This window comes from Aquihabitans sp. G128 (assembly GCF_019048865.1).
Classification (GTDB): Bacteria; Actinomycetota; Acidimicrobiia; order Acidimicrobiales; family Iamiaceae; genus Aquihabitans.
Genome location: NZ_CP077604.1, coordinates 1161109 through 1184021, shown reverse-complemented (window position 1 = coordinate 1184021; position 22913 = coordinate 1161109). Strand labels below are relative to the sequence as shown.

Below are 22913 nucleotides of genomic sequence, written 5' to 3'. Positions count from 1 at the left end.
GGTGCGCATCTCCGAACTGGTGGCCGCGGTCGTCGACCGCCCCGGCCTCCGCGACCTCTCCCTCGTCCTCCCGCCCGACGCGCCCGCCGAGGCCGACGTCGAGCTCAGCCGGGCCACCCACGACTCGCGCGCCGTGACCGCCGGCTCGCTCTTCTGCTGCGTGGTGGGTGCCGTCCACGACGGCCACGACCACGCCCCCGATGCGGTCGCTGCGGGCGCCGCCGCCCTGCTCGTCGAGCGGCCGCTGGGCCTCGGCGTCCCGGAGCTGCGCACCGGATCGGCCCGGGCGGCCATGGGCCCGCTGGCCGCCGAGCTGGCCGGCCGCCCGTCGGACCGCCTCGCCGTGGTCGGCGTGACGGGCACCAACGGCAAGACCACCACCACCCACCTGCTCGCCGCCATCCTCGAGGCCGCGGGGCGGCCCTGTGGGCTGATCGGCACCCTCACCGGTGCCCGCACCACCCCGGAGGCCCCGGAGCTGCAGGACCGACTGGCGCAGATGGCCGACGAGGGCAAGGCGGCGGTGGCCATGGAGGTGTCCTCGCACGCCCTGGACCTGCACCGGGTCGACGGCACCCACTTCCGGGTGGCGGTGTTCACCAACCTGAGCCGGGACCACCTCGACCACCACGGCGACATGGCGTCCTACTTCCAGGCCAAGGCCCGCCTGTTCGAGCCGGACCGCTGCGAGCTGGCCGTGCTCAACCTCGACGACCCGCACGGCCGGCTGCTCCGCGACGCCGCAGAGGTGCCGAGCGTCGGCTACTCGCTCGACGACGCCGAGGACCTCGTCCTCGGGCCCGACGGCTCCACGTTCACCTGGCGGGGCGCCGCCGTGCACCTCGACCTCGCCGGCCGCTTCAACGTCTCCAACGCCCTGGCCGCCGCCACCGCCGCCGCGGCGCTCGGCGTCACGCCCGCCGACGTGGCGCGAGGCCTGGCCACCGCCGGCACGGTGGCCGGCCGGTTCGAGCGGGTCGACGTCGGCCAGCCCTACCTCGCCGTGGTCGACTACGCCCACACGCCCGACGGCCTCGAGCAGCTCCTGCTCACGGCTCGCGAGCTCGCGGGCGACGGCCGGGTGGTCCTGGTGTTCGGGGCCGGCGGCGAGCGGGACCACGCCAAGCGCCCGATGATGGGCGAGGTGGCGGCCCGGCTGGCCGATGTGGTGGTTGTCACCACCGACAACCCCCGCGGGGAGGATCCGGCTGCGATCATCTCCCAGGTGCACGACGGCATGGACGACCCCCGAGACCTCCGCATCGAGCCCGATCGGCGCCAGGCCATCCGCATGGCGGTCGCCTCGGCGGAGGCGGGCGACGTGGTGCTAGTGGCCGGCAAGGGCCACGAGACCACCCAGACCATCGGCTCGATCGTGACGCCCTTCGACGACCGCGAGGTCCTGCGCGAAGCGCTGGTCGCCGCCTCGGCGGGGGATGGCCGATGATCGCGCTGCTCGTCTCCGGCGGCCTCAGCCTGGCCGTGTCGCTCGTCTTCACCCGCTTCCTGATCGACTGGCTGCGGGCGCACCGCATCGGCCAGCCCATCCGCGAGGAGGGCCCCCAGGGCCACCAGACCAAGGCCGGCACGCCCACCATGGGCGGCATCGCCATCGTGGTGGGCGCCGTCGTGGGCTACACGGTGGCCCACCTGCGCAGCCGGGTCTTCTACACCCGCTCGGGCATCTTCGTGCTGCTGCTGGTGGTGGGCGCCGGCCTCGTGGGCTTCCTCGACGACTGGATCAAGATCACCCGCGCCCGCAACCTCGGGCTCAACAAGCGGATGAAGGTGCTGGGCCTGCTGGCGGTGGCGGTGGCGTTCGGGTGGGCCTGCGTGGCCTTCACGGGCGTGCACACGACGCTCTCGTTCACGCGGTACGACTCCTTCGCCAACTCGTCGCTGCTCGACATCGACTTCGGCCGGGTGGGCTTCGTGGTGTGGTCGGTGCTGCTGATCATGGCCATGACCAACGCGGTGAACCTCACCGACGGGCTCGACGGCCTGGCCGCCGGGTCGTCGCTGTTCGCCTTCGCCGCCTTCACCATCATCGGCTTCTGGGCGTTCCGGAACCCCGGCACCTACGACATCGAGCACGCCCTCGACCTGGCGGTGGTGGCGGCGGCCATGTTGGGCGGCTGCACCGGCTTCCTGTGGTGGAACGCGCACCCGGCCAAGATCTTCATGGGCGACACCGGCTCGCTGGCCATCGGTGCCGCGCTCGCCGGACTGGCCCTCACCCTGAGCACCAACCTGCTGCTGCCCATCATCGGGGCGCTGTTCGTGGTCGAGACGCTGTCGGTGATCATCCAGGTGTTCTCGTTCCGCACGTTCGGGCGCCGCGTCTTCCGCATGGCGCCCATCCACCACCACTACGAGCTCAACGGCTGGCCGGAGACCACGGTGATCGTGCGCTTCTGGATCATCGCCGGCCTCGCCACCGCCCTGGCGCTCGGCCTCTTCTACGCCGACTTCACCACCCTTCCGGGGTCTGCGGGGTCGTGACCGGTGCTTGAGGCGTTGCCCGTGCAGGGATCTCCCGGCGTCCGCGATCGGCGTGGCGCCATCGGCCACGCTGGTCCGATGCTCGCTGCCGGTCGCCACGGGGGGTCCCGATGACCTCCACCCTCGTGCACCCCAGCCTGCGCGACCGCCACGCCGAGGGCCGCTCCGGCCTCTTCGCGCGGCGTCGCATGGTCGTGCCCGGCGTGGCCACCGGCACCTTCTGGGTGCTGGCCTCGCTGGTGACCGTGCTCAACATGATCGGCCTGGTCATGGTGATGTCGGCGTCGTCGGTGGTGTCGGTCAAGAAGACCGGCGCGCCGTGGATGTACGTGAAGGACCAGGCCACGTTCACCGTGGTCGGCCTCGTCGCCCTCGCGGCGACGCTGCTGATCTCCATCGACTTCTGGCGCCGCTTCGCCCGGGCCTGGCTGCTGATCGCCATCGGGCTGCTGTTCCTCGTGCTGGTCCCCGGCATCGGCATCACCGTGAACGGCGCCACCCGCTGGCTCGGTGCCGGACCGGTGGTCATCCAGCCGTCGGAGTTCGCCAAGTTCGCCCTGCTGCTCTTCGTGGCCGACCTCCTGGCCCGGCGCACCGACCACATCGACGACTGGCGCTGGACGCTGGCGCCGGTGATCGCCTACCTCGCGGTCGTGGCGGCGCTGATCATGGCCGAGCCCAACCTGGGCACCACGATCATCGTGGCGGCGATCGTGCTGGTGATGCTGCTCGTCTCCGGCGTGCGCCTCGGTCCGCTGTCCCTCGCCACCGGCATCGGCGCCGCCGCCGCCACGCTGTTCGTGGCCGGCACCACCTTCCGCCGCAAGCGCTTCCTCAGCTTCCTCGACCCCATGAAGGCGCCCACCGGCATCGGCCAGCAGGGCGTCCAGTCCATGGTGGCCATGGCCAACGGCGGCATCTTCGGCCGCGGCCTCGGCCGCTCCACGGTCAAGTGGGGCTACCTGCCGTACGCCTGGACCGACTTCATCTTCGCGGTCATCGGCGAGGAGTTCGGCCTGGTCGGGGCGCTCACCGTCGTGGTCCTCTTCGTCGCCGTGGCCGCCGTCGGCGCCCTGGCCGCAGCGCGGGCCAAGGACCGGTTCTCGATGCTGGTGGCGGTCGGCATCACCACCTGGATCATCGTGCAGGCGATCATGAACATCGGCGCCGTCATCGGTGCCATGCCCATCACCGGCGTGCCGCTCCCGTTCATCTCCTCGGGCGGCTCGGCGCTCGTCGTGAACCTCGCCGCGGTCGGGATGCTCCTGAACATCGCTCGCCACCCCGCCGATGCCGGCGACCGCGAGCTCGCTCGGATCGCCGGCTGATGGCGGAGCGCACCTGGCTGCTGGTCGCCGGCGGCGGCACCGCCGGCCACCTCCTGCCCGGCATCTCCGTGGCCCGCGCCCTCGTGGCGGCCGGCCACGATCCGGCCACCATCCACTTCGTGGGGGCCGAGCGCGGCCCGGAGGCCGAGATCGTCCCGGCCGCCGGCTTCACGGTCGACGTGCTGCCCGGGCGTGGGATCCAGCGTCGGCTCACCCCCGCCAACGCCGCCGCCGCCCTCGACCTCGTGAAGGCCCTCGTGCGTGGCGTGCGCCTCGTGCGCCGGCACCGCCCGGAGGTCGTGGTGGTCCTGGGCGGCTACGCCTCCTTCGCCTGCGGGGTCGGCGCCGTGCTCAGCCGGGTCCCGCTCGTGCTGCTCGAGCAGAACAAGAAGGCGGGAGCGGTCAACCGGGTCCTGCGCCGCTTCGCCACCGCCTCGGCCGTCTCGTTCGAGGGCACCGACCTGCCCCGCGCCACGGTGACCGGCAACCCGCTGCGGCCCGAGATCCGAGCCATGGCCGAGCACCCCGATCCCGCCGGGGCCCGCGCCTCGCTGGGCCTGCCCGCCGACCGCACGGTCCTGGCGGTGTTCGCCGGGTCCCTCGGATCCCGCAAGATCAACGTCGCGGTGCAGGGCCTGGCCGCGCGCTGGGCCCACCGCTCCGACCTCGCCATCCGCCACGTCATCGGCAAGCGCGACTTCGCCTCGTTCGAGGCGCCGGTCCCGCCCGAGGGCGGGCTCGTGTACCAAGCGGTGGCCTACGAGGACCGCATGGACCTCCTGCTGGACGCCGCCGACCTGGCCGTCACCCGGGCCGGAGGCTCGGTGTTCGAGCTGATGGCCGCCGGCCTGCCGTCGGTGCTCGTCCCGCTGCCCATCGCCACCCGGGACCACCAGCTCGCCAACGCCCAGGGGGTCGAAGCCCTCGGCGGCGCGGTGGTGGTGCTCGACGCCGAGCTGGACACCGACCGGCTGGAAGCCGAGCTCGACGCGCTGCTCGGCGATCCCGAGCGCCTCGCCGCCATGTCGCGGGCCCTGCGGGAGGCGGCGCTGGTCGACGCCGCCGAGCGAGCCGCCGCGGTGGTCGAGGCCGCAGCCCGTGGCTGAGCCCGTCGTCGACCTGTCCACGCCGCGGGCCATCCACCTCGTCGGCATCGGTGGTGCCGGCATCAGCGCCATCGGCATCATCCTGGCGGCCATGGGCCACCAGGTGACCGGCTCCGACACGAACCGCACCGGCGCCTGGCCCAAGCTCGAGGCCGCCGGCGTCCGTCCCGAGGTGGTCGAGCCCGGAGACCTCTTCGCCGTCGCGGCGGCCCACTACGCCCAGGTGGTGGCCCACTCGACGGCGTTCCAACCCACTGCCGAGGTGCTCGCCGCGGCGACGGCGGCCGGCCAGCAGCTCGTCGATCGGGCCGCCATCCTCGCCGCCATCTGCTCGGCCCGACCCACCGTGGCCGTCTCCGGCACGCACGGCAAGACGTCCACCACCGCCATGCTCGCCACGCTGCTCGACGGCGTCGGTGCCGACCCGTCGTTCCTCGTGGGCGCGGTGCCGGTCGGGCTGGGCGACGCCGCCCGCTGGGGTGGGGCGACCGGGTCGTTCGTGGTGGAGGCCGACGAGAGCGACGGCTCGTTCCTCGAGCTCGGCGCCGCCACCGCCGTGGTCACCAACGTCGACGAGGACCACCTCGACCACTGGGGCACCATCGACCACATCGAAGCCGGGTTCGACCGCTTCCTGGCCGAGGCGGCCACCGGGATCGTCTGCATCGACGACCCGCGGGTGGCCGTCGGCGTCGACGAGCGGGCCCTCCGCCTGGCCACCGCCCACGGCTCGGTGACGGTGGGGGAGTCCGCCGAGGCCCGCTACCGGATCCACGACGTCGCCATCGACCACCTCACCACCACCTTCGGGCTGACGGTCGACGGGGTCGAGGTGGGGCCGGTCGCCATCGGCACCCCCGGCCGCCACCACGCCCGCAACGCGGCGGTGGCCATCGCCACCGCCGCCACGCTCGGCGTGCCGGTGGCCGACGGCGTCGCCGCCCTCTCGGCCTACGCCGGCGTGGCGCGCCGCTTCCAGGTGGTGGGCGAGGCCGGCGGCGTGACGGTGGTCGACGACTACGCCCACAACCCGGGCAAGGTCCGCGCCCTCGTGGCGTCGGCCGCCGAGGCGGGCTGGGGCCGGGTGGTGGTCGTCTTCCAGCCGCACCGCTACACCCGCACCCGGGACCAGGGCGAGGACTTCGGGGCCGCCCTGGCCCTCGGCGACGTCGTCGCGGTCACCGACGTCTACGGCGCCGGCGAGGCGCCGCTGCCCGGTGTGAGCGGCCGCACCCTGGTCGACGCCGTGCTCGACCGACGGCCGTGGGCCGAGGTCGCCTGGGTGCCCACGCTCGACGACGCGGCGGCTTGGGCCTCCCAGGTGCTGCGCCCCGGGGACCTGTGCCTCACCGTCGGCGCCGGCGACGTCTCCACCCTCGGTCCCCGGTTGGTGGCGGCCCTCGCCGCCGCCGCCCCGGCGTGAGCTCGACCGGCGGGCCGGTCCCGCTCGATCCGGACGACGTCGTCGCGGCCGAGCTGGGCGACCTGGTGGTGCCGCACGCACCGCTGGCGCCGCTCACCACCTACCGGGTGGGCGGCGCGGCCCGCTGGCTCGCGACGGTCGGCAGCGACGACGAGCTCCAGCGCGCCGCCGAGGTCGCCCGGCGCCGAGCCCTGCCCGTGCTGGTGGTGGGGAAGGGCTCGAACCTGCTCGTGGCCGACACCGGCTTCGACGGGCTGGCCGTCCAGCTCGCCGGCACCTTCGCCGAGGTCGCCATCGAGGGGACCACGGTGCGCGCCGGCGGCGCCGCCCTCCTGCCGGTGGTGGCGCGGCGCACCGCGGCGGCCGGGCTCACGGGCTTCGAGTGGGCGGTCGGCGTGCCCGGCTCCGTCGGCGGCGCGGTGCGGATGAACGCCGGCGGCCACGGCTCCGACGTGGCCGCCTCGCTGGTGAGGGTCCGCGTCGTGGACCTCGCAGCCAACAAGGATGGTGCGGTGCCCACCGCCGCGCTCGAGCTCCAGTACCGCTCGTCCGCGGTGGCGGCCCACCAGGTGGTCGCGTGGGCCGAGCTCGAGCTGGCGCCCGGCGACGTCGAGGCGGCCGAGGCGGAGATCTCCGAGATCGTGCGCTGGCGGCGGGCCAACCAGCCCGGCGGCCAGAACGCCGGCTCGGTCTTCACCAACCCGCCGGGCGACTCCGCCGGGCGGCTCATCGACGCCGCGGGCGCCAAGGGCCTGCGGGTGGGCACCGCCGAGGTGTCCACCAAGCACGCCAACTTCATCCAGGCCGACCCCGGCGGTCGAGCCCAGGACGTGTGGGACCTCATGGTCGAGGTCCGCCGCCGCGTGCACCTGAGCTCCGGCACCGTGCTCCACCCCGAGACCCGCCTCGTCGGGTTCGGCCCCATGGCGGATCCTGCGTGAGCTCGGGCCTGCTCACCCGCGGCGGCCCGCCGAGCGCGCCGGAGGCCAGCCCGCTCATCGACCCCCGCCTCGCCGCCCGGCGCGCCGAGGTGGCACGCGACCGGGGCCGCCGTCGCCTCCGCCGCCTCCTCGCGCTGGCCGTCGTCACCGTGCTGGTGCTCGCTGCGGTCGGCCTCACCCGGTCGACCGCCCTCGACGTCGACCACGTGCGCGTGGCGGGCGCCACCCACAGCGGCGCCGACACCGTGCGGACCCGCGCCGGGATCCCCACCGGCCGGGCGATGACCTCGGTCGACCTCGGTGCGGCCACGCGGCGCATCGAGGAGCTGCCGTGGGTGGCCGACGCCACCGTCGTCCGCCACTGGCCCGGCACCGTCGCCATCGACGTCACCGAGCGCGTCGCCGTCGCGGTGGCGGGCGACGGCCCGGGCGCCGTGCTCGTCGACCGCGACGGCCGCATCCTCGGCTCGGCCACCGGCGGCTCCCTCGGCCTCCCCACGGCCGGGCCCGACCCCATCGAGGGGCCCGGCTCGTTCCTGCCGGCGGCCCGCCGCCCGCTGGTGGCGCTGCTGGCCGACCTCCCCGTCCCGCTGCGCTCGCAGGTCGACCGCGGCCTGCTGGTGGAGGGCGGCTACGGCCTGCTCCTCGACGACGGGATCCGGGTTGACCTGGGGGGCGCCACGCGGCTGCGGGCGAAGTCCGAAGCCGTGCTCGGGTTGCTCCAGCAAGCGGACCGGCGCACCCTCGCCACCATCGACGTGACGGTCCCCGGCGCCGCAGCCTTGACCCGCAAGAAGGGGCCTGAGGCATAATGTCACGATCCCGTCGAGGTTCACACAACCCTCGACCTCAGGTCAAGGGTGTCGTCGAGGCCCTGGGCCCACGCCCTGCTGCGTCCACCACGCTCTGCCAGTCCGCCGACCGGGCATCCGCTCGCCTCGGCCAACCCTTGTCCTCTCGGAGGTAACCCCCATGGCCGGAAACCCGCAGAACTACCTGGCGGTGATCAAGGTCGTCGGCGTCGGCGGCGGCGGCGTCAACGCCGTCAACCGCATGATCGACGCCGGGCTCAAGGGCGTCGAGTTCATCGCCGTCAACACCGATGCCCAGGCGCTGCTCATGAGCGACGCCGACATCAAGCTCGACATCGGGCGAGAGCTCACCCGTGGCCTCGGCGCCGGCAGCGACCCCGAGGTCGGCCGAGCGGCCGCCGAGGCGCACCGCGAGGAGATCGAGGAGGTCCTCCAGGGGGCCGACATGGTGTTCATCACCGCCGGCAAGGGCGGCGGCACCGGCACCGGTGCGGCCCCGGTGATCGCCGAGATGGCCAAGGCCATCGGCGCCCTCACCATCGGCGTGGTCACCCGCCCGTTCGCCTTCGAGGGGCGGCGGCGCTCGGTGCAGGCCGAGGCCGGCATCCAGAAGCTCAAGGAGAAGGTCGACACCCAGATCGTCATCCCGAACGACCGGCTGCTCACCGTGTCGAACGAGAAGACCTCGATGATCAACGCCTTCAAGATGGCCGACGAGGTCCTCCTCCAGGGCGTGCAGGGCATCACCGACCTCATCACCACCCCCGGCGTGATCAACACCGACTTCGCCGACGTGAAGATGATCATGAGCAACGCCGGCTCGGCGCTCATGGGCATCGGCCACGCCACGGGCGAGGGTCGGGCGCTCAGCGCCGCCCGGGCCGCCATCTCCAGCCCGCTGCTCGAGGCCTCCATCGAGGGCGCTCGCGGCATCCTGCTCTCCATCGCCGGCGGCAGCGACCTCGGCCTGTTCGAGGTCAACGAGGCCGCCGAGGTCATCCACGGCGTCGCCCACCCGGACGCCAACATCATCTTCGGCACCGTGATCGACGACGAGATGGGCGACGAGGTGCGGGTCACCGTCATCGCCGCCGGCTTCGACCGGTGGGACGAGAAGACCGGCCGCGAGGGCCGCCGCCCCGCCGCCGCCGCCCCCGCTGCGCCCGGCGACCCCGAGCCCCGTTCGGCCCGCCCGGAGCGTCCGTCGCGGTCGGCCGACCTGTTCGGCCCCGACGGCGACGACGACGGCCCCGCCGACGGCGACGACGAGTTCGACGTCCCGTCGTTCCTGAAGTAGCCCGACCCGCCGCGGGCCCTGCGTGACCGTCGCCTACCTGGCCACCGATCGGGGCCACGGGGACCTCGCCCTCCGGGTCGAGCCCGCCGACCTCGCCGCCCGGCGGGCCGCCATCATCGACGCCCCGTGGACCTGGCTGCGCCAGGTCCACGGCGCCGGCGTCGTCACCGTGCGCCACCCTGGCGAGCACGCCGGCGCCGAGGCCGATGCCGCCGTCACCGTCGCGCCCGGCGCGCCGATCGCGGTGCAGACCGCCGACTGCGCGCCGATCCTGCTGGTGGCCGACGGCGGGGTCGGCGTGGTGCACGCCGGCTGGCGAGGGCTGGTCGAGGGGGTCATCGAGGCGGCGGCCGACGCCCTCGTCACAGCGGGCGCGCCTCCGTACGCCGCGGTCCTCGGACCGTGCATCCGCGCCCGTTGCTACGAGTTCGGGCGTGCGGACCTGGCCCGCGTCGCCGAGCGCTACGGCCCCACGGTCCACGCCCGCACCGGCTGGGGCACCCCGGCCCTCGACGTCTCGGCCGGGGTGCGCACGGCCTGCGAGCGCCTGGGCCTGACGTTCACCGACTGCGGCATCTGCACGGCCTGCAGCCCGGACCACTGGTCGTACCGCGCTCGGGCCGACGCTTCCCGCCAAGCGCTCGTGGCCTGGCTCGAGCCGTGACCGCGCCCTGGCCCACCGACGCCGCGTCGATCCGAGCTCGCGTCGAACAGCTCTGGGCGCGCGTGGCCGACGCCGGCGGGGACCCCGGCGGGGTGCGGCTGCTGGCGGTCACCAAGGGCTTCGGCCCCGACCTCGCGGTCGCCGCCGCCGCGGCGGGCCTCGTCGACCTGGGCGAGAACTACGCCCAGGAGCTGGCGGCGAAGGCCCCGGTGGTGGCCGAGGCAGGCTTCGAGGCGGTTCGCTGGCACGCCATCGGCCGCCTCCAGCGCAACAAGGTCCGCTCGCTGGCCGGGGTCGTGGCCCTGTGGCAGTCGGTCGATCGGCTCGACCTCGGCGCCGAGATCGCCAAGCGGGCCCCGGGCGCAGCGGTGCTCGTGCAGGTGAACGTGTCCGACGAGCCGCAGAAGGGCGGGTGCGCGCCCGGCGAGGCGCCCGAGCTGGTCGCCCGCCTCGGGGACCTCGGGCTCGACGTGCAGGGGCTCATGACGGTGGGCCGGACCGGGCCGGCCGAGGCCGCCCGCGCCGGGTTCGCCGAGCTGCGTTCGCTCGCCGACCGGCTCGACCTCCCGGTGAGGTCGATGGGCATGTCCGGCGACCTCGAGGCGGCGGTGGCCGAGGGCGCCACCATGATCCGGGTGGGCAGCGCCCTCTTCGGGCCTCGACCACCGCGAGAGCCCACGTAGGGCACCGGTCGAGCCCCGTCCCCGTCGCCGAGGGTCGAGCCGGTAGGCTTCGGCCGATGTGGCGCAAGGCAATGGTCTATCTCGGGCTCGGTGACGACGCGGAGTACGACGACTACCACGCGGGCTACGACGACGAGCCGGACCGCAGCACCGCCCGGGACCGCCAGCCGCAGCAGCCCCAGCGCCAGCCGCAACCGCAGTCCAACGTCTCCACCGTCACCCCGGTGTCGGCCTATCCCGACGAGCCCTCGGCCATCGGGGCCGTCCGCCCCATCGCCCGCACCAACGACCTTCGGGAGTCCGCCCCCGTGACCGGCCAGACCGTCACCCCCTCCTCCATGTCCACCCGCCCCCGGCCCCAGGTGGTGCGGCCCATCGCGGTCACGCCGAACGCCAAGCCGCACCTCGTGGTGCCGGCGTCGTTCAACCAGGCGCAGGAGGTGGCCGACAAGTTCAAGAACACCCAGCCGGTCGTGATGAACCTCCAGTCCGCCGATCGCGAGCTCTCCCGTCGGCTCATCGACTTCGCCAGCGGACTCTGCTACGGCCTCGGCGGGCAGATGGAGCGGTTGGACAACCAGGTGTACCTGCTGACCCCGACCAACGTCGAGGTGTCCCAGGAAGAGCGTCGGCGCCTCCACGAGCGCGGCTACGACACCTGAGTCGTGGCCGTCGTCAGGGCGCTGCTGCTGCTCTACATCCTGGTCATCGTCGGGGTCATCGTCCTCTCGTGGTTCCGGCTGGCGCCAGGCAGCCCGGGGGACCAGCTCTTCACCCTCCTGCGCCGGGTCACCGACCCCGTGCTCGACCCGGTCCGTCGGGTCATCCCACCCCTCGGGTCTCCCGGCGGTCCCCAGATCGACATCTCCGTGACGCTCGTGTTGCTGGTGTTGTTCGTGATCCGCGGCCTGCTCTGACCGCGGGGCGGGGTCCCGCTCCGGACCACGCCGAGCCAGGGGGGTAGGCTCCCGCCCATGGAGTTGACCCTGAAGCGCCTGCTCGAGCAGGCCGAGTTCACCGAGACGCGCAAGGGCTACGACCGGGGGCAGGTCGATGACTTCCTCGACAAGGCCGTGGCCATGGCCACCAAGGTCGAAGCTCGGCTGACCCAGGCGCTCGACCAGTCGAAGGCGGCGCCGTCCGCTTCGGGCCCCAGCGCCGCCGAGCTCGAGGCCGAGGTCGAGCGACGGGTCCAGGCCCGGCTGGCCGACCTCCCGGCCCCCGCTCCGGCCCCGGTCGCCCACGACGCCCCCAGCGGGCCGTCGGAGGACGAGACCGCGGAGGAGGTGCGCCGCACCCTGGTCCTGGCCCAGCGCACCGCCGACGCCGCCGTGCGCGAGGCGCGCGAGGACGCCGCCAAGCTGCTGAGCGACGCCCAGGAGCGCGCCGCCAAGCTCAACGCCGAGGCCGAAGCTGCCGCCGCCAACGCCCACGCCGGGCTGGTCAGCCAGATCGAGGACGAGCGCCGGGCGGCCCACGATCGCCTCGCCGCCGAGATCGGCGAGCTGGAGAGCGCGCGAGGCCCTCCGCACCGACGTCACCGTGCTCGAGCGCCACGTCGAGGAGCAGCGCAGCCAGCTCGGCAGCACCATCGGGGAGCTCCAGCGGCTCCTCGACGACCCGGCCGGCTTCCGCCTCGCCCCGACCCCCGTGCTGCTCGACCCCGAGGTCCCGGCCTTCGAGGCCGCCCCGGAGCCCGAGCCGGCCCCGGCCGTCGAGCCGGAGCCCGAGCCCGAGCGCGTCCCCGCACCCGAGCAGGCCGCCGTCGTCATCGACGAGGCGCCGTCGGCACCGGACCTGCAGTTCGCCGAGGTCGACCACGCCGCCCCCGGCACCAACGACCTCCCGGACGCCGGTCCGCCCACCGCGCCGGTGTCGGCCGTGGAGCTCGGCATCGATCCGCCGCCTCCCGCCCCCTCGGCCGCCGCGCAGGCGCCGGCCGGCGGTGCGTCCGGTGGTGGCGAGGAAGACGCCTTCCTGGCGGAGCTGCGCAAGGCCATGGCCGACGACGAGCCCCTGGGCCCGCGCGAGCAGTTCCCCACCGATGGCGCCGCCATGTTCGAGGACGACGACAAGCGCGGCTGGCGCTTCGGCAAGCGCCGCTGATCTCGGCCGGCGCCCACCTCCGGGCCCCGCAGGGCAGGAGCGGCGCCACCGCACGGCGAACCAACGGGCTGTGGTCATACTCCTCAGCGCCCTTGCGGTCGTCGTCGCAGCAATCCTGATCGTCACCTGGTTCGTGGTCGGTGGCGGCTTCGCCCTGATCTACGCGGCCATGGCGCTCGCCGTCGTCTCCATGCTGCTCCTGTGGGCGGCACGGTGGATCGGCAGCACGCCCGAGGAGGCCGGCCGAGACGAGCCCGAGCCCCTCCGTGAGCTCGCCTCCGGTGCCGCGCCGGCGGCCGACGCGGAGGACGCCTGGGACCAGCGGCCCGAGGAGGTCGAGCCGGCAGCGGCCGCCTCGTCCACCGAGCCGGTCGAGGCTGCTGCGGTCGAGGAGCCCGACACCGCCGAGCCGGTGGTCACCGAGGGGTCGACGGTCGCCGAGGAGCCGGCGGTCGAGCGGCAGGCCTCGCGCGCCGCTCGGGTCGCCGCTTCCACGCCGGCGGCTCGCGTCGAGCACGCTGCGGACGGTCCCGGCGATGGCCTGCCGGTCTTCCCGATCGCCGAGTACGACACCCTCTGGGTGTCGCAGATCGTGCCGCTGCTGGCCCAACTGGAGCCCGACGAGCTGTCGGTCGTCGAGGCCCGCGAGCGCGGCGGCCGCCACCGTGCTGCGGTGCTCGATGCCATCGCCGCCCACCGCGAGGGCCGCCCGGTCCCGCCGCCCGCACCTCGTCGCAGCAGCAGGGACGTGGCGGCCGATGCCGACGGGCCCGCTGGAGCCGATGCCGCTCCGGCAGCGGCCGCCGAGGCGGTGTCGCTCGACATCGACGACGCCGAGCTGGCCGAGGAGGAAGCACGTTGGGCGGCGTGGTCCGAGGTCGACCCCGGCCCGTCCGCAGACGACGGGCTCGACCTCGACGACGAGGGCGGGTCGAAGGCGGGCGACGACGAGCTGTTCGCCGAGCTGCCCGACGACGGCCCCGCCCCGGCGGCGGTCGAGGTCGATGAGTGGCACCTGCCCGAGGCGGACGCCGTGGATGGTGAAGAGGGCGAGGACGTGGACGACGGACCGTCCCTCACGCTCGACGACGACGTCGCGCCCGGCGTCGCCGCACCCCACGAGGAGCCGGCAGAGGCGCCCGGGACCGTCCACGGAGCGGACCTCGTGCTCGAGGACGAGCCCGAAGACGCCGACGCACCGCTGGCCCCGGCGCCCGGGGCCGCCGACGACGAGGACGACCTGTTCGTGGCCGAGGTGCCCGACCTGGACCTCGGGGACCTCGACGAGCCGGCCGCGCCGAGCGCGCACCACGCGCCGCACCCGGCCGAAGACCTCGAGGGCGACCCCGACCTCTTCGACTGGACCCTGCCCGAGCCCGACGTCGATCCGGCCGCGCCGTCGGTCGACACGTCGGAGGTCGACCGCCCGGACGTCGCTCCCGTGGCCATCACCGGCCCGGATGACGAGGGCTGGGACGCCGACGAGCCGTCGGCATGGGATTGGAGCGGCGTGCGCCACGACGGCGCCGAGCCCGAGCAGGCAGCGGCCGCTGACGGCGACGAGCGCGACGGCGACGGGGGAGCAGCGGCGGAGGGTGACGGCGTGGCGCGGGTGCGGACGTTCCTCGGCCGCCGTCGGTCCTCGGTGACCATCCAGGACTGAACGCCGCCCGCCCGGACGCCCCTCCCCACGGACGGCCCGCCGGCCTGGAGTACCCTGACCGCTCCCTGGGGTTGCCGTATGATCCGGCAACCCGTGGCTGGAAAGGACTCCTGTGGCGAAGACGAACGGTTCGGCCAAGCCGGCAGCAGCCAAGCGGACCACCCCGGCCAAGCAGGCGGCTGCCAAGGCAACGAGCACGAAGGCCCCCGCCAAGAAGGCTGCTCCCGCCAAGAAGGCCCCGGCCAAGGCGGCCGGCACCCGGGCCCCGGCCAAGCAGGCGGCCGCCGCCAAGAAGGCTCCGGCGAAGAAGGCGGCGCCCGCCAAGAAGGCACCTGCCAAGAAGGCACCTGCCAAGAAGGCTCCCGCCAAGAAGGCCGCTGCGACCAAGGCGGCAGCGCCCGCCGGCACGCAGGCGAAGGCCCGGTCGCCGTTCCCGGCCAAGTGGCTCGAGGCCCAGGAGCAGGCGCTGCGCGACGAGCGGGCCACCTACGTGCGCCAGGCCGACAGCCTGCAGGCCGAGGCCGACGCCCTCGTGGCCGACTTCGAGTCCGGTGACGCCCAGTTCGACGAGGACGGCGGCGAGGGCGACACCCTCAGTAGCGAGCGGGAGCGGGACCTCGCCCTGTCGGCGCAGGCCCGCGCCGCTGTCGAGGAGATCGACCACGCCCTCGCCAAGTTCCCCCTCGGGACCTACGGCATCTGCGAGGCGTCCGGGGACCCGATCCCCGCCGAGCGCCTCGAGGCCATCCCGTGGGCGCGGGTGCAGGTCCAGTACAAGACGGGCGGCCTGGGCCGCCGGTGACCGATCCCGCCGTGGAAGCACGAGAGCCCACCGACGACGACCCCGCCACCGCGCCGGAGCCCGACGACGCGTCGGCGCCCGAGGTCGAGGCGCCCGACGGCACCCGGGGACCGGGTCCCCGCCAGTTCGGCCTCGTCGGCGCCGTGGGCGTCGTCGTGGTCCTGCTCGACCAGCTCACCAAGCACTGGGCCCTGAACCGGCTGGACGACGGCAGCGTGGTCGACGTGGTCGGGTCGCTGCGGTTCAACCTGGCGTACAACACCGGCACCGCATTCAGCCTCGGCAGCGGCAAGGGCCTCGGGCCCTGGATCTCGGTCCTGGCCATCGTCGTGGTCGTGGGCCTCTCGCTCGGCTACACCAGCCGCTTCCGCCTCGGCGCGGTCGCGGCCGGCCTGATCGCCGGGGGTGCCATCGGCAACCTGGCCGACCGGGCCTTCCGCGGCGACGACGGCTTCCTGCACGGTGCGGTGATCGACTTCGTCGACCTGCAGTGGTGGCCCGTCTTCAACCTCGCCGACGCCGCCATCGTGGTCGGTGCCGGACTGCTGGTGCTCGCCAGCCTCCGGGCACCCGCACCGTGATCGCCCCCTGATGGACGTCCTGCACGAAGAGGTTCCGGCTGCGCTCGACGGGCAGCGCATCGACCGCGTGGTGGCGATGCTCACGGGCATCAGCCGCACCGAGGCCACCGACCTGGTGAAGGCCGGTGGGGTGCGCGCCGACGACGTGGTCGCCTCGCGAGGGGCCGATCGGCTCCACGCCGGCCAGCAGGTGGCCATCGAGGTCCCGGCGCCCGTGCCGGCGGACCTGCCGCAGGCCGAACCCGACATCGACCTCCCGATCGTCCACGTCGACGACCACGTCATCGTGATCGACAAGCCGGCCGAGCTCGTGGTGCACCCCGGAGCCGGCCACGTCCACGGCACCGTCGTGAGCGCGCTGCTCGACCGCTTCCCGGAGCTGGCTTCGGTGGGCGACCCCGAGCGTCCCGGCATCGTGCACCGGCTCGACCGCGGCACGTCGGGCCTGCTGATGGTCGCTCGCTCCGCCGAGGCCTACACCGACCTGGTGGCCCAGCTGACGGCCCGCACCGTGGAGCGTCGCTACCGCACCCTGGTGTGGGGCCACCCCGACTCGCCCCGTGGCGTGGTCGACGCGCCCATCGGCCGCTCGCCCAAGCACCCCACCAAGATGGCGGTCACGGCCAACGGCAAGGAGGCCCGCACCCGCTACGAGGTGGAGCAGGGCTTCGAGGAGCCGTCCCCCACGTCGCTGGTGACGTGCCGGCTCGAGACGGGCCGGACCCACCAGATCCGCGTGCACCTGTCGGCCATCGGCCACCCGGTGGTGGGCGACGACCGCTACAACGGCGTGCGCCAGTCGCTGCCGTCCCCCCGGCCGTTCCTGCACGCCGAGCAGCTCGGCTTCGAGCACCCGGTCACCGGCGAGCACCTTAGCTTCGAGGCGCCGTTGCCGCCGGACCTGCAAGCGGTGCTCGCCCAGGTCAGCTGACCGGGACCGCCAGGCTCAGCCCACGGGCTCGGGCCAGGCGGCTTCGCCCCGGGCGATGTTGGCGATGTCGGCCAGCGTGCGGCCCTCGAGCAGCCGGCGCATGTGCTCCCCGACGTTGTCCCAGACCGCCAGCAGGACGCACTGGCCCTCGTGGTCGCAGGCACCGTTCTGGTGCGGTTCGCCGAAGTCGCCCACCGCGATGGGCCCGTCGACCGCGCTCACGATCTGGGCGAGGGTGATCTCCTCGGCCGGCCGGGCCAGCACGTAGCCGCCGCCGACGCCCCGCTTGGATCGCACCAGCCCGGCGCCCTTGAGGGCCAGGAGGATCTGCTCCAGGTAGGGCTGGGGGAGCGCGGTGCGATCGGCGATGTCGCGCACGGAGGTGGGCGTGCCGTCGTCGTGGAGCGCGAGCGAGAGCAGTGCCCGGGAGGCATAGTCACCACGTGTGGACACCTTCACCGGGCCGAGTCTACGGGGAGGGCGGAGCGTCCCCCCCGGCGATGGTGGCCGCAGGGCGGTCGCGGCGGGCCACGACGGTGGCGGTAGCTTGTCGGCGGACCGTCGAAAGGACCGTCGTGGACAAGCCTGTGCTCCCCGACTACGCGGGAGCGTGCATCTCCAACATCGTGCCGGCGCTGCTCGACGGCTCCGTGGAGCCGCCGTCCTGGTTGCCCGATGCCGCCCTGGAGGCCGACCAGGTGGTGCTGCTGGTGCTCGACGGCCTCGGCTGGGACCAGCTCCAGGAGCGCCTGCACCTGGCGCCCACCCTGGCGGGCATGGCCGGCAGCCGCATCACCAGCGTCTCGCCGTCCACCACCGCGACGGCCCTCACGTCCATCGCCACGGGGCTGACGCCCGGTGAGCACGGGGTGGTGGGCTACCGGGTGGCCGTCGACCACGAGGTCCTCAACATCCTGCGGTGGAGCACCCCCGACGGCGATGCCCGCAAGCGGATCGACCCCCACGCGTTCCAGCCCAACGCCGCCTTCTGCTCGCAGCGCCCCTGCATCGTCACCAAGGCCGAGTTCGTCAGCTCCGGGTTCAGCGGGGCCCACCTCTCCGAGGTGCGCTTCAACGGCTACCGCGTGCCGTCGACCCTGGTGGTCGAGGTGCGTCGGGCGCTCAGGGCCGGCGAGCCGTTCGTCTACGCGTACTACGACGGGATCGACAAGGTGGCCCACGAGTACGGGCTGGCCGACCACTACGACGCAGAGCTCCGATCGGTCGATCGCCTGGTGGGCGACATCCTGGCCGAGCTGCCCCGTGGCGCGGCGCTCGTCATCACGGCAGACCACGGCCAGGTCGACGTCGGCGACAACCTGGTGGAGCTGCACCCCGACGTCGCCGCCCAGGTGTCCTTCCAGTCGGGCGAGGGCCGGTTCCGCTGGCTCCACGCCCGACCCGGCCGCGCCATCGCGCTGGCCGAGGCGGCGAGGGTGCACCACAGCGACACCGGCTGGGTCCGCCTCCGCGAGGAGACCGTCGAGGAGGGCTGGTGGGGCGAGCGCGTCACCGACGCCGCCCGCGAGCGCCTCGGCGACGTCGCCCTCGTGGCGCGCGAGCCCGTGTCCTACAACGACGTGGCCGACACCGGCCCGTTCAACCTGATCGGCCGCCACGGGTCCCTGACCCCGGCGGAGATGTACGTCCCCCTGCTCGTAGGAGAAGCCTGAATGTCCGACGCCCAGCCCGCGACCACCCCTGAGGCCGAGGTCGCCCGCGGCGAGCTGGTGGAGCCGGGCGCCGACGGCGCCACGGTCGAACCGGCCGAGGAGGAGCGCCGCGAGGCGGTCGAGGAGCCGGCCAAGGTCATGCGGATCGGCTCCATGATCAAGCAGCTGCTCGAGGAGGTGCGCACCGCGGAGCTCGACGGCCCGGCCCGCACCCGCCTCAAGGAGATCTACGACACGTCGGTCCAGGAGCTCGGCACGGCGCTGTCGCCGGACCTGCGCGAGGAGCTCGAGCGGGTCACCATCCCCTTCGGCGGCGCCCAGCCGTCCGACGCGGAGCTGCGCGTGGCCCAGGCCCAGCTGGTGGGCTGGCTCGAGGGCCTGTTCCACGGCATCCAGGCCACCCTCTTCGCCCAGCAGATGGCGGCGCGCAACCAGCTCGAGGACATGCGCCGCCAGCTCGGCCCCGGCGGGGGAGGTCCCGGCGGTGGTCAGCCCGGCATGGCGAGCGCGGGCGACGGCGACGCCCGTCCCGGCACCTACCTGTGACGCGCCGGCGCCCCCGGCGTCGGTCAGTGCCGGCCGGTGCCGGCGTCGGTGCGCTCGTCGCCCTGCTGCTCGCCGCCGGCTGCAGCGGGAGCGCCAGCGACGGCGGTGCCCCGAGCACGGGCTCGGCGTCGGTTCGGAGCAGCACCACCGCGGCGGCGCGCACCACCACGACGACCCGGCCCGCCGCCAGCACGGGCCTGGTGGCCGCAGCGTGTGCCGGCAGCCTGACGGCGAGGCCCGGCACACCGATCGCCGATCCCGACCTCGATGAGGTGTCCGGCGTGGTCGCCACCGACGGGCGGACCTGGGTCCACAACGACTCGGGCGATTCGGCCCGCATCTTCGGCATCTCCGCCGACGGGTCGGTGCAGGCGGTGGCGGTGCGGGGCGCCGAGGCCGTCGACTGGGAGGACCTCACCATCGAGCGGGGGAGCGACCCCCACCTCTGGATCGCTGACGTGGGCGACAACCTGAAGAAGCGCTCGACCACGCGCGTCTACCGCGTGCCGGTGCCCGACGAGGGGGCCACCGAGGTCACGGCCGAGGCGATCGACGTGACCCACCCCGACGGGCCGGTCGACATCGAGGCCGTGCTGGCCGACACCGACGGGTCGATCTACCTCCTGACGAAGTGGGAGCACCCGTCGCGCATCTTGCGGGTCGATCCCCCCCGAGGGCGGCGGCGAGGCCGAGGCCGTCCAGGTCGGCACCTTCGGCGCCGGCGTCGACGGCAAGGGCATCGTCACCGGTGCCTCGCTGGCGCCCGACCGGGGGGGCCATCGCCGTGCGCACCTACGACAGTGCCTGGCTCTACCCCGTGGCCCGCGACCAGCCCCTGGCCGAGGCCCTCGCCGACACCGCGACACGGTGCAAGGCGCCGGCCGGGACCGAGGCCCAGGGCGAAGCCATCTCCTTCGCTGCCGACAGCGCCTCCTACGTGACCATCGGCGAGGGCTCGAAGCCCGTCCTGACCACCGTCTCGGCCGGCTGAGGCGCTCCGGCCCGCCGTCGATCGGCACCGCCCGGACGGGTGAACGGTGTGACCGATGTCGCACCAAACGGGTGATCGGGCTGGGCCGAACGGCTCATTGCTGGATTCGGGCGTACAGAAGCGGCGCGAGGTGGTCGAAACAGGCTCTGTGGCAGCCAAGTTGTGGACGCGCGAGGAGGCAGACCGGGCGGTCGGCGTCGGCCTGCTCGGCTCGCTGTCCCCAGCACCGCCCACGGCCCGTCGAGCCTGGTCCCACGTCCCGTGGCCCACGATGGCCACCGCCGGCGTGGTCGCCGTGGTGGCCCTGGTCCTGGGGGGCGGCCCGTTCCGGGGCGGCCCGCCCGTGGTGGCGGCGGCGCTGGCGTCCGGCCTGTGCGCAGGCGCGGTGTGGCGGGCCGGCGGCACCCGCCTCCGGCTCTCCTGGGGCGCCCTCGGCCTGGGCGCCGCCCTGTGGTGCGTCGGGCACTCGACCCGCCCGGTGTGGGAGGCCTACCGAGACGGGGGTACCGCCCCCCTGTCGTTCGGCGTGGTGGCGTCGCTCGCCGCCACGCTGTGCTTCACGCTGGGCATCGCCTTCCGCCTGGAGCTTCCCCGCCGCACCGTGGCCAAGGTCCGCTACCTCGCTGAGGGGCTGACCCTCACGGCCAGCATCCTCTTCGCCAGCTGGGTCGTGGTCATGCCGCCGGCGTTCGAGGCCGCCCGGGGGTTCGACGCCCTCGATCGGGCCCAGCTGCTGGCCCACCCGCTGGCCGACGTCCTGCTGCTGTCGATCGTGGTCTTCGCCATCATCCGCCTGCCCCGCCTCGGCCGCTGGAGCGTGGTGCTGCTGGGCGGCACCGGTGCGCTGTCGCTGCTGTCGAGCGCGGCCAGCAACCTCCAGCCCCAGGACGCAGCCCTGCACCACGCCGTCGACCTGGCCACCACCGCCGGCCTGGCGGCGATCGCCATCGCGGCGGTCCGGTCCTGGTTGCCGATCACCGGCGCCGAGCCCATGCCGATCCCGGAGCGGGCCCGCATCTTGCTGCTCTCGGCGCCGGGGCTCTCGGTCCTGATCGTGGTGGGCACGACCATCCGCCAGGTCACCGGCCAGCCGGTGGCGGCCGAGCTCACCTGGATCACCATCGGCGTGCTCACCCTGAGCGTGCTGCTGCACCTGACGGTCATCTCCGAGAACAACACCCTCGGCGCCGAGCTGGCCCTGGCCCGGGACGAGGCGATCCTGGCCTCGACGCTGAAGTCGCAGTTCCTGGCCAACGTGAGCCACGAGATCCGCACGCCGATGAACGCGGTCATCGGCCTCACCGGGCTGCTGCTCGACACCGAGCTCGATGCCGACCAGCGCGAGCTGGCCGTCGGGGTGGCCACCTCGGCCGAGGGGCTGCTCGGCCTCATCGACGCCGTGCTCGACTTCTCGAAGATCGAGGCCGCCAAGGTCGAGCTCGAGGAGATCGACCTCGACCTCGCCGACCTGGTGGACGACGTCGCCATGATCGTGGGCGACTCGGCCCGCCGGAAGGGCATCGAGCTCTACGCCTACTGCGAGCCCGGCCTCGAGACCCATCGCCGGGGCGATCCCGTCCGGCTCCGCCAGATCCTGCTCAACCTGGCCAACAACGCGGTGAAGTTCACCCACGAGGGCTCGGTCACCATCCAGGCCATGCCCGCCGAGGGCGACGATCCCGATGCGGTCGCGTTCCTGGTGATCGACACCGGGATCGGCATCCCGAAGGACGCCCAGGCCCGGCTGTTCGAGCCGTTCTCGCAGCTGGACGAGTCGACCACCCGCAAGTTCGGCGGCACGGGCCTCGGCCTCGGCATCGTGACGGGCCTGGTGGAGCTCCAGCAGGGCACCATCGAGCTGGCCAGCGAGGAGGGCGTGGGCACCGTGTTCCGCATCACGCTGCCGCTGCCCCGCGGCTCCATGCAGCCCACCGAGAAGGGACTGGCCGCCCTCGTGGGCCTGCGGGCCCTCGTGGTGGACGACAACGCCGTGAACCGGGCGGTGCTGGCCCACAGCCTCCACAACTGGGGCTTCGTGGTGGACCAGGCCGCCACCGCCGAGGAGGCCCTGCACCAGTTCGCCTGGAGCGGGACGCCTGAAGAGGTCTACTCCCTGGCCATCATCGAGCACCGCATGGAGGGCATGGACGGCATGGAGCTGGCCCGGGTGCTGCGCTGCCAGGGGCCGACCGCCGGGGCGGCGATCCTGCTGCTCTCCTCCGCCGCCAACCTCTCCCGCCAGGCCGCCCACGACGCCGGCATCGAGTCGGTGCTCATCAAGCCCGTCCGCAACTCCTACCTCCTGCGCCGCATCGTCGACGCGCTCGTCACCAACCCCGCTCCCGTGCCACCGGGATCGGGCCACCAACAGAAGGTTGCCCAGCCATGAACGTGCACCGGGTCCTCGTCGCCGAGGACAACAAGATCAACCAGGTCGTCGCCGCCGGCACCCTCAAGAAGCTCGGCTACGTGGTCGACATCGTCGACGGCGGCGGCGACGCCGTCGCCGCCTGCCTCCACACCCGCTTCGACGCGGTGCTGATGGACGTGATGATGCCGGACATGGACGGCTACCAGGCGACGGCGAACATCCGCGCCAACGAGCTGGCCCACGGCACGCCCCACGTGCCGGTGATCGGCCTCAGCGCCCGGGCCATGGACGGCGATCGGGAGATCGCCCTGTCGGCCGGGTTCAACGACTACCTGACCAAGCCGCTGCGCTCGCAGGAGCTCCAGGTCGCCCTCGAGCGCTGGATCGGCGCACCCGTCCTGCCGCACTGACCCTTCGGGGCGCCTTCCGCGGAGACGGGTGGTACCGTCGAAAACACAGCGTTGTGATTCATCCACAGATCGGGGACAACCCC

General features: G+C 74.0%; 23 protein-coding genes and 1 pseudogene. 23 read left to right on the top strand and 1 reads right to left on the bottom strand.

The features are described from left to right. The first annotated feature begins 1 nt into the window (after nt 1). From KSP35_RS05565 to KSP35_RS05485, 18 genes and pseudogenes are all read left to right on the top strand, one after another. On the top strand, nt 2-1447 hold the full coding sequence (locus KSP35_RS05565; protein ID WP_216999693.1) for a UDP-N-acetylmuramoyl-L-alanyl-D-glutamate--2,6-diaminopimelate ligase: 1446 nt from the start codon (nt 2-4) through the stop codon (nt 1445-1447). Further along, complete coding sequence (gene mraY / locus KSP35_RS05560) at nt 1444-2502, top strand: phospho-N-acetylmuramoyl-pentapeptide-transferase (RefSeq protein ID WP_216999691.1); 1059 nt, start codon at nt 1444-1446, stop codon at nt 2500-2502. Before KSP35_RS05565 ends, mraY begins: the two co-directional genes overlap by 4 nt. Before the next feature lie 110 nt (nt 2503-2612). Further along, nucleotides 2613-3830 (top strand): putative lipid II flippase FtsW, encoded by a 1218-nt coding sequence (gene ftsW / locus KSP35_RS05555; protein ID WP_216999689.1) that lies wholly within the window; start codon nt 2613-2615, stop codon nt 3828-3830. Beyond that, a complete protein-coding gene (locus KSP35_RS05550; RefSeq protein ID WP_216999687.1) occupies nt 3830-4936 on the top strand; it encodes a glycosyltransferase in 1107 nt (368 codons plus the stop codon). The genes ftsW and KSP35_RS05550 overlap by 1 nt, the downstream gene beginning before the upstream one ends. Continuing rightward, on the top strand, nt 4929-6359 hold the full coding sequence (gene murC, locus KSP35_RS05545) for a UDP-N-acetylmuramate--L-alanine ligase (protein WP_216999685.1): 1431 nt from the start codon (nt 4929-4931) through the stop codon (nt 6357-6359). Before KSP35_RS05550 ends, murC begins: the two co-directional genes overlap by 8 nt. Then, nucleotides 6356-7300 carry a UDP-N-acetylmuramate dehydrogenase gene (gene murB / locus KSP35_RS05540; RefSeq protein ID WP_216999683.1) on the top strand — a complete coding sequence of 315 codons (945 nt, stop codon included), beginning with the start codon at nt 6356-6358 and terminating at the stop codon, nt 7298-7300. The genes murC and murB overlap by 4 nt, the downstream gene beginning before the upstream one ends. Next, complete coding sequence (locus KSP35_RS05535; protein WP_216999681.1) at nt 7297-8112, top strand: cell division protein FtsQ/DivIB; 816 nt, start codon at nt 7297-7299, stop codon at nt 8110-8112. The genes murB and KSP35_RS05535 overlap by 4 nt, the downstream gene beginning before the upstream one ends. A 160-nt stretch (nt 8113-8272) precedes the next feature. Further along, nucleotides 8273-9409, top strand: coding sequence for a cell division protein FtsZ (gene ftsZ, locus KSP35_RS05530; RefSeq protein ID WP_216999680.1), 1137 nt, complete (start codon nt 8273-8275; stop codon nt 9407-9409). A gap of 22 nt (nt 9410-9431) precedes the next feature. Beyond that, the gene (locus KSP35_RS05525) at nt 9432-10073 is read left to right on the top strand and encodes a polyphenol oxidase family protein (RefSeq protein WP_216999678.1); all 642 of its coding nucleotides are present in this window, start codon (nt 9432-9434) and stop codon (nt 10071-10073) included. Next, the gene (locus KSP35_RS05520; protein WP_216999676.1) at nt 10070-10756 is read left to right on the top strand and encodes a YggS family pyridoxal phosphate-dependent enzyme; all 687 of its coding nucleotides are present in this window, start codon (nt 10070-10072) and stop codon (nt 10754-10756) included. The genes KSP35_RS05525 and KSP35_RS05520 overlap by 4 nt, the downstream gene beginning before the upstream one ends. 56 nt (nt 10757-10812) lie before the next feature. Beyond that, the gene (locus KSP35_RS05515) at nt 10813-11418 is read left to right on the top strand and encodes a cell division protein SepF (protein ID WP_216999674.1); all 606 of its coding nucleotides are present in this window, start codon (nt 10813-10815) and stop codon (nt 11416-11418) included. A gap of 3 nt (nt 11419-11421) precedes the next feature. Then, nucleotides 11422-11673, top strand: a complete 252-nt coding sequence (locus KSP35_RS05510; protein ID WP_216999672.1) for a YggT family protein — start codon at nt 11422-11424, stop codon at nt 11671-11673. A gap of 57 nt (nt 11674-11730) precedes the next feature. Continuing rightward, nucleotides 11731-11799: pseudogene (locus KSP35_RS25635) on the top strand (hypothetical protein); the annotation flags it as partial. Nucleotides 11800-12298: 499 nt separating this feature from the next. After that, entirely contained in the window at nt 12299-12862 is a 564-nt protein-coding gene (locus KSP35_RS24030) for a hypothetical protein (RefSeq protein WP_254127005.1), read from the top strand. Nucleotides 12863-12932: 70 nt separating this feature from the next. Beyond that, the gene (locus KSP35_RS05500; protein WP_216999670.1) at nt 12933-14525 is read left to right on the top strand and encodes a hypothetical protein; all 1593 of its coding nucleotides are present in this window, start codon (nt 12933-12935) and stop codon (nt 14523-14525) included. A gap of 112 nt (nt 14526-14637) precedes the next feature. Next, the gene (locus tag KSP35_RS05495) at nt 14638-15327 is read left to right on the top strand and encodes a TraR/DksA C4-type zinc finger protein (protein WP_216999668.1); all 690 of its coding nucleotides are present in this window, start codon (nt 14638-14640) and stop codon (nt 15325-15327) included. A gap of 11 nt (nt 15328-15338) precedes the next feature. Then, nucleotides 15339-15908 carry a signal peptidase II gene (gene lspA / locus KSP35_RS05490; RefSeq protein ID WP_254127004.1) on the top strand — a complete coding sequence of 190 codons (570 nt, stop codon included), beginning with the start codon at nt 15339-15341 and terminating at the stop codon, nt 15906-15908. A gap of 10 nt (nt 15909-15918) precedes the next feature. Next, nucleotides 15919-16839 (top strand): RluA family pseudouridine synthase, encoded by a 921-nt coding sequence (locus KSP35_RS05485; protein ID WP_216999666.1) that lies wholly within the window; start codon nt 15919-15921, stop codon nt 16837-16839. 15 nt (nt 16840-16854) lie between these two features. On the opposite strand, the gene KSP35_RS05480 is transcribed toward KSP35_RS05485, so the two are convergent. Continuing rightward, nucleotides 16855-17298, bottom strand: coding sequence for an Rrf2 family transcriptional regulator (locus tag KSP35_RS05480; RefSeq protein WP_216999664.1), 444 nt, complete (start codon nt 17296-17298; stop codon nt 16855-16857). Nucleotides 17299-17414: 116 nt separating this feature from the next. On the opposite strand from KSP35_RS05480, the gene KSP35_RS05475 reads away from it, so the two are divergent. The 5 genes from KSP35_RS05475 to KSP35_RS05455 all read left to right on the top strand — a co-directional run bounded on the left by KSP35_RS05475 (nt 17415) and on the right by KSP35_RS05455 (nt 22830). Then, a complete protein-coding gene (locus tag KSP35_RS05475) occupies nt 17415-18512 on the top strand; it encodes an alkaline phosphatase family protein (RefSeq protein ID WP_254127003.1) in 1098 nt (365 codons plus the stop codon). Continuing rightward, nucleotides 18513-19058 carry a proteasome activator gene (locus KSP35_RS05470; protein WP_216999660.1) on the top strand — a complete coding sequence of 182 codons (546 nt, stop codon included), beginning with the start codon at nt 18513-18515 and terminating at the stop codon, nt 19056-19058. Between the two features lie 784 nt (nt 19059-19842). Beyond that, nucleotides 19843-20049: a hypothetical protein gene (locus tag KSP35_RS05465; RefSeq protein ID WP_216999658.1), complete on the top strand. Its 207-nt coding sequence runs from the start codon at nt 19843-19845 to the stop codon at nt 20047-20049. 271 nt (nt 20050-20320) lie between these two features. Then, nucleotides 20321-22438 (top strand): ATP-binding protein, encoded by a 2118-nt coding sequence (locus KSP35_RS05460; RefSeq protein WP_216999656.1) that lies wholly within the window; start codon nt 20321-20323, stop codon nt 22436-22438. After that, complete coding sequence (locus KSP35_RS05455) at nt 22435-22830, top strand: response regulator (protein WP_216999654.1); 396 nt, start codon at nt 22435-22437, stop codon at nt 22828-22830. Before KSP35_RS05460 ends, KSP35_RS05455 begins: the two co-directional genes overlap by 4 nt. Nucleotides 22831-22913 lie beyond the last annotated feature (83 nt).

What these genes read in the sequence shown, in the direction of transcription:
- KSP35_RS05455 (WP_216999654.1), top strand. Translation starts at nt 22,435, where the DNA reads ATGAACGTGCACCGGGTCCTCGTCGCCGAGGACAACAAGATCAACCAG.
- KSP35_RS05485 (WP_216999666.1), top strand. Translation starts at nt 15,919, where the DNA reads ATGGACGTCCTGCACGAAGAGGTTCCGGCTGCGCTCGACGGGCAGCGC.
- KSP35_RS05515 (WP_216999674.1), top strand. Translation starts at nt 10,813, where the DNA reads ATGTGGCGCAAGGCAATGGTCTATCTCGGGCTCGGTGACGACGCGGAG.
- KSP35_RS05460 (WP_216999656.1), top strand. Translation starts at nt 20,321, where the DNA reads ATGGCCACCGCCGGCGTGGTCGCCGTGGTGGCCCTGGTCCTGGGGGGC.
- KSP35_RS05470 (WP_216999660.1), top strand. Translation starts at nt 18,513, where the DNA reads ATGTCCGACGCCCAGCCCGCGACCACCCCTGAGGCCGAGGTCGCCCGC.
- mraY (WP_216999691.1), top strand. Translation starts at nt 1,444, where the DNA reads ATGATCGCGCTGCTCGTCTCCGGCGGCCTCAGCCTGGCCGTGTCGCTC.
- ftsW (WP_216999689.1), top strand. Translation starts at nt 2,613, where the DNA reads ATGACCTCCACCCTCGTGCACCCCAGCCTGCGCGACCGCCACGCCGAG.
- KSP35_RS05550 (WP_216999687.1), top strand. Translation starts at nt 3,830, where the DNA reads ATGGCGGAGCGCACCTGGCTGCTGGTCGCCGGCGGCGGCACCGCCGGC.
- ftsZ (WP_216999680.1), top strand. Translation starts at nt 8,273, where the DNA reads ATGGCCGGAAACCCGCAGAACTACCTGGCGGTGATCAAGGTCGTCGGC.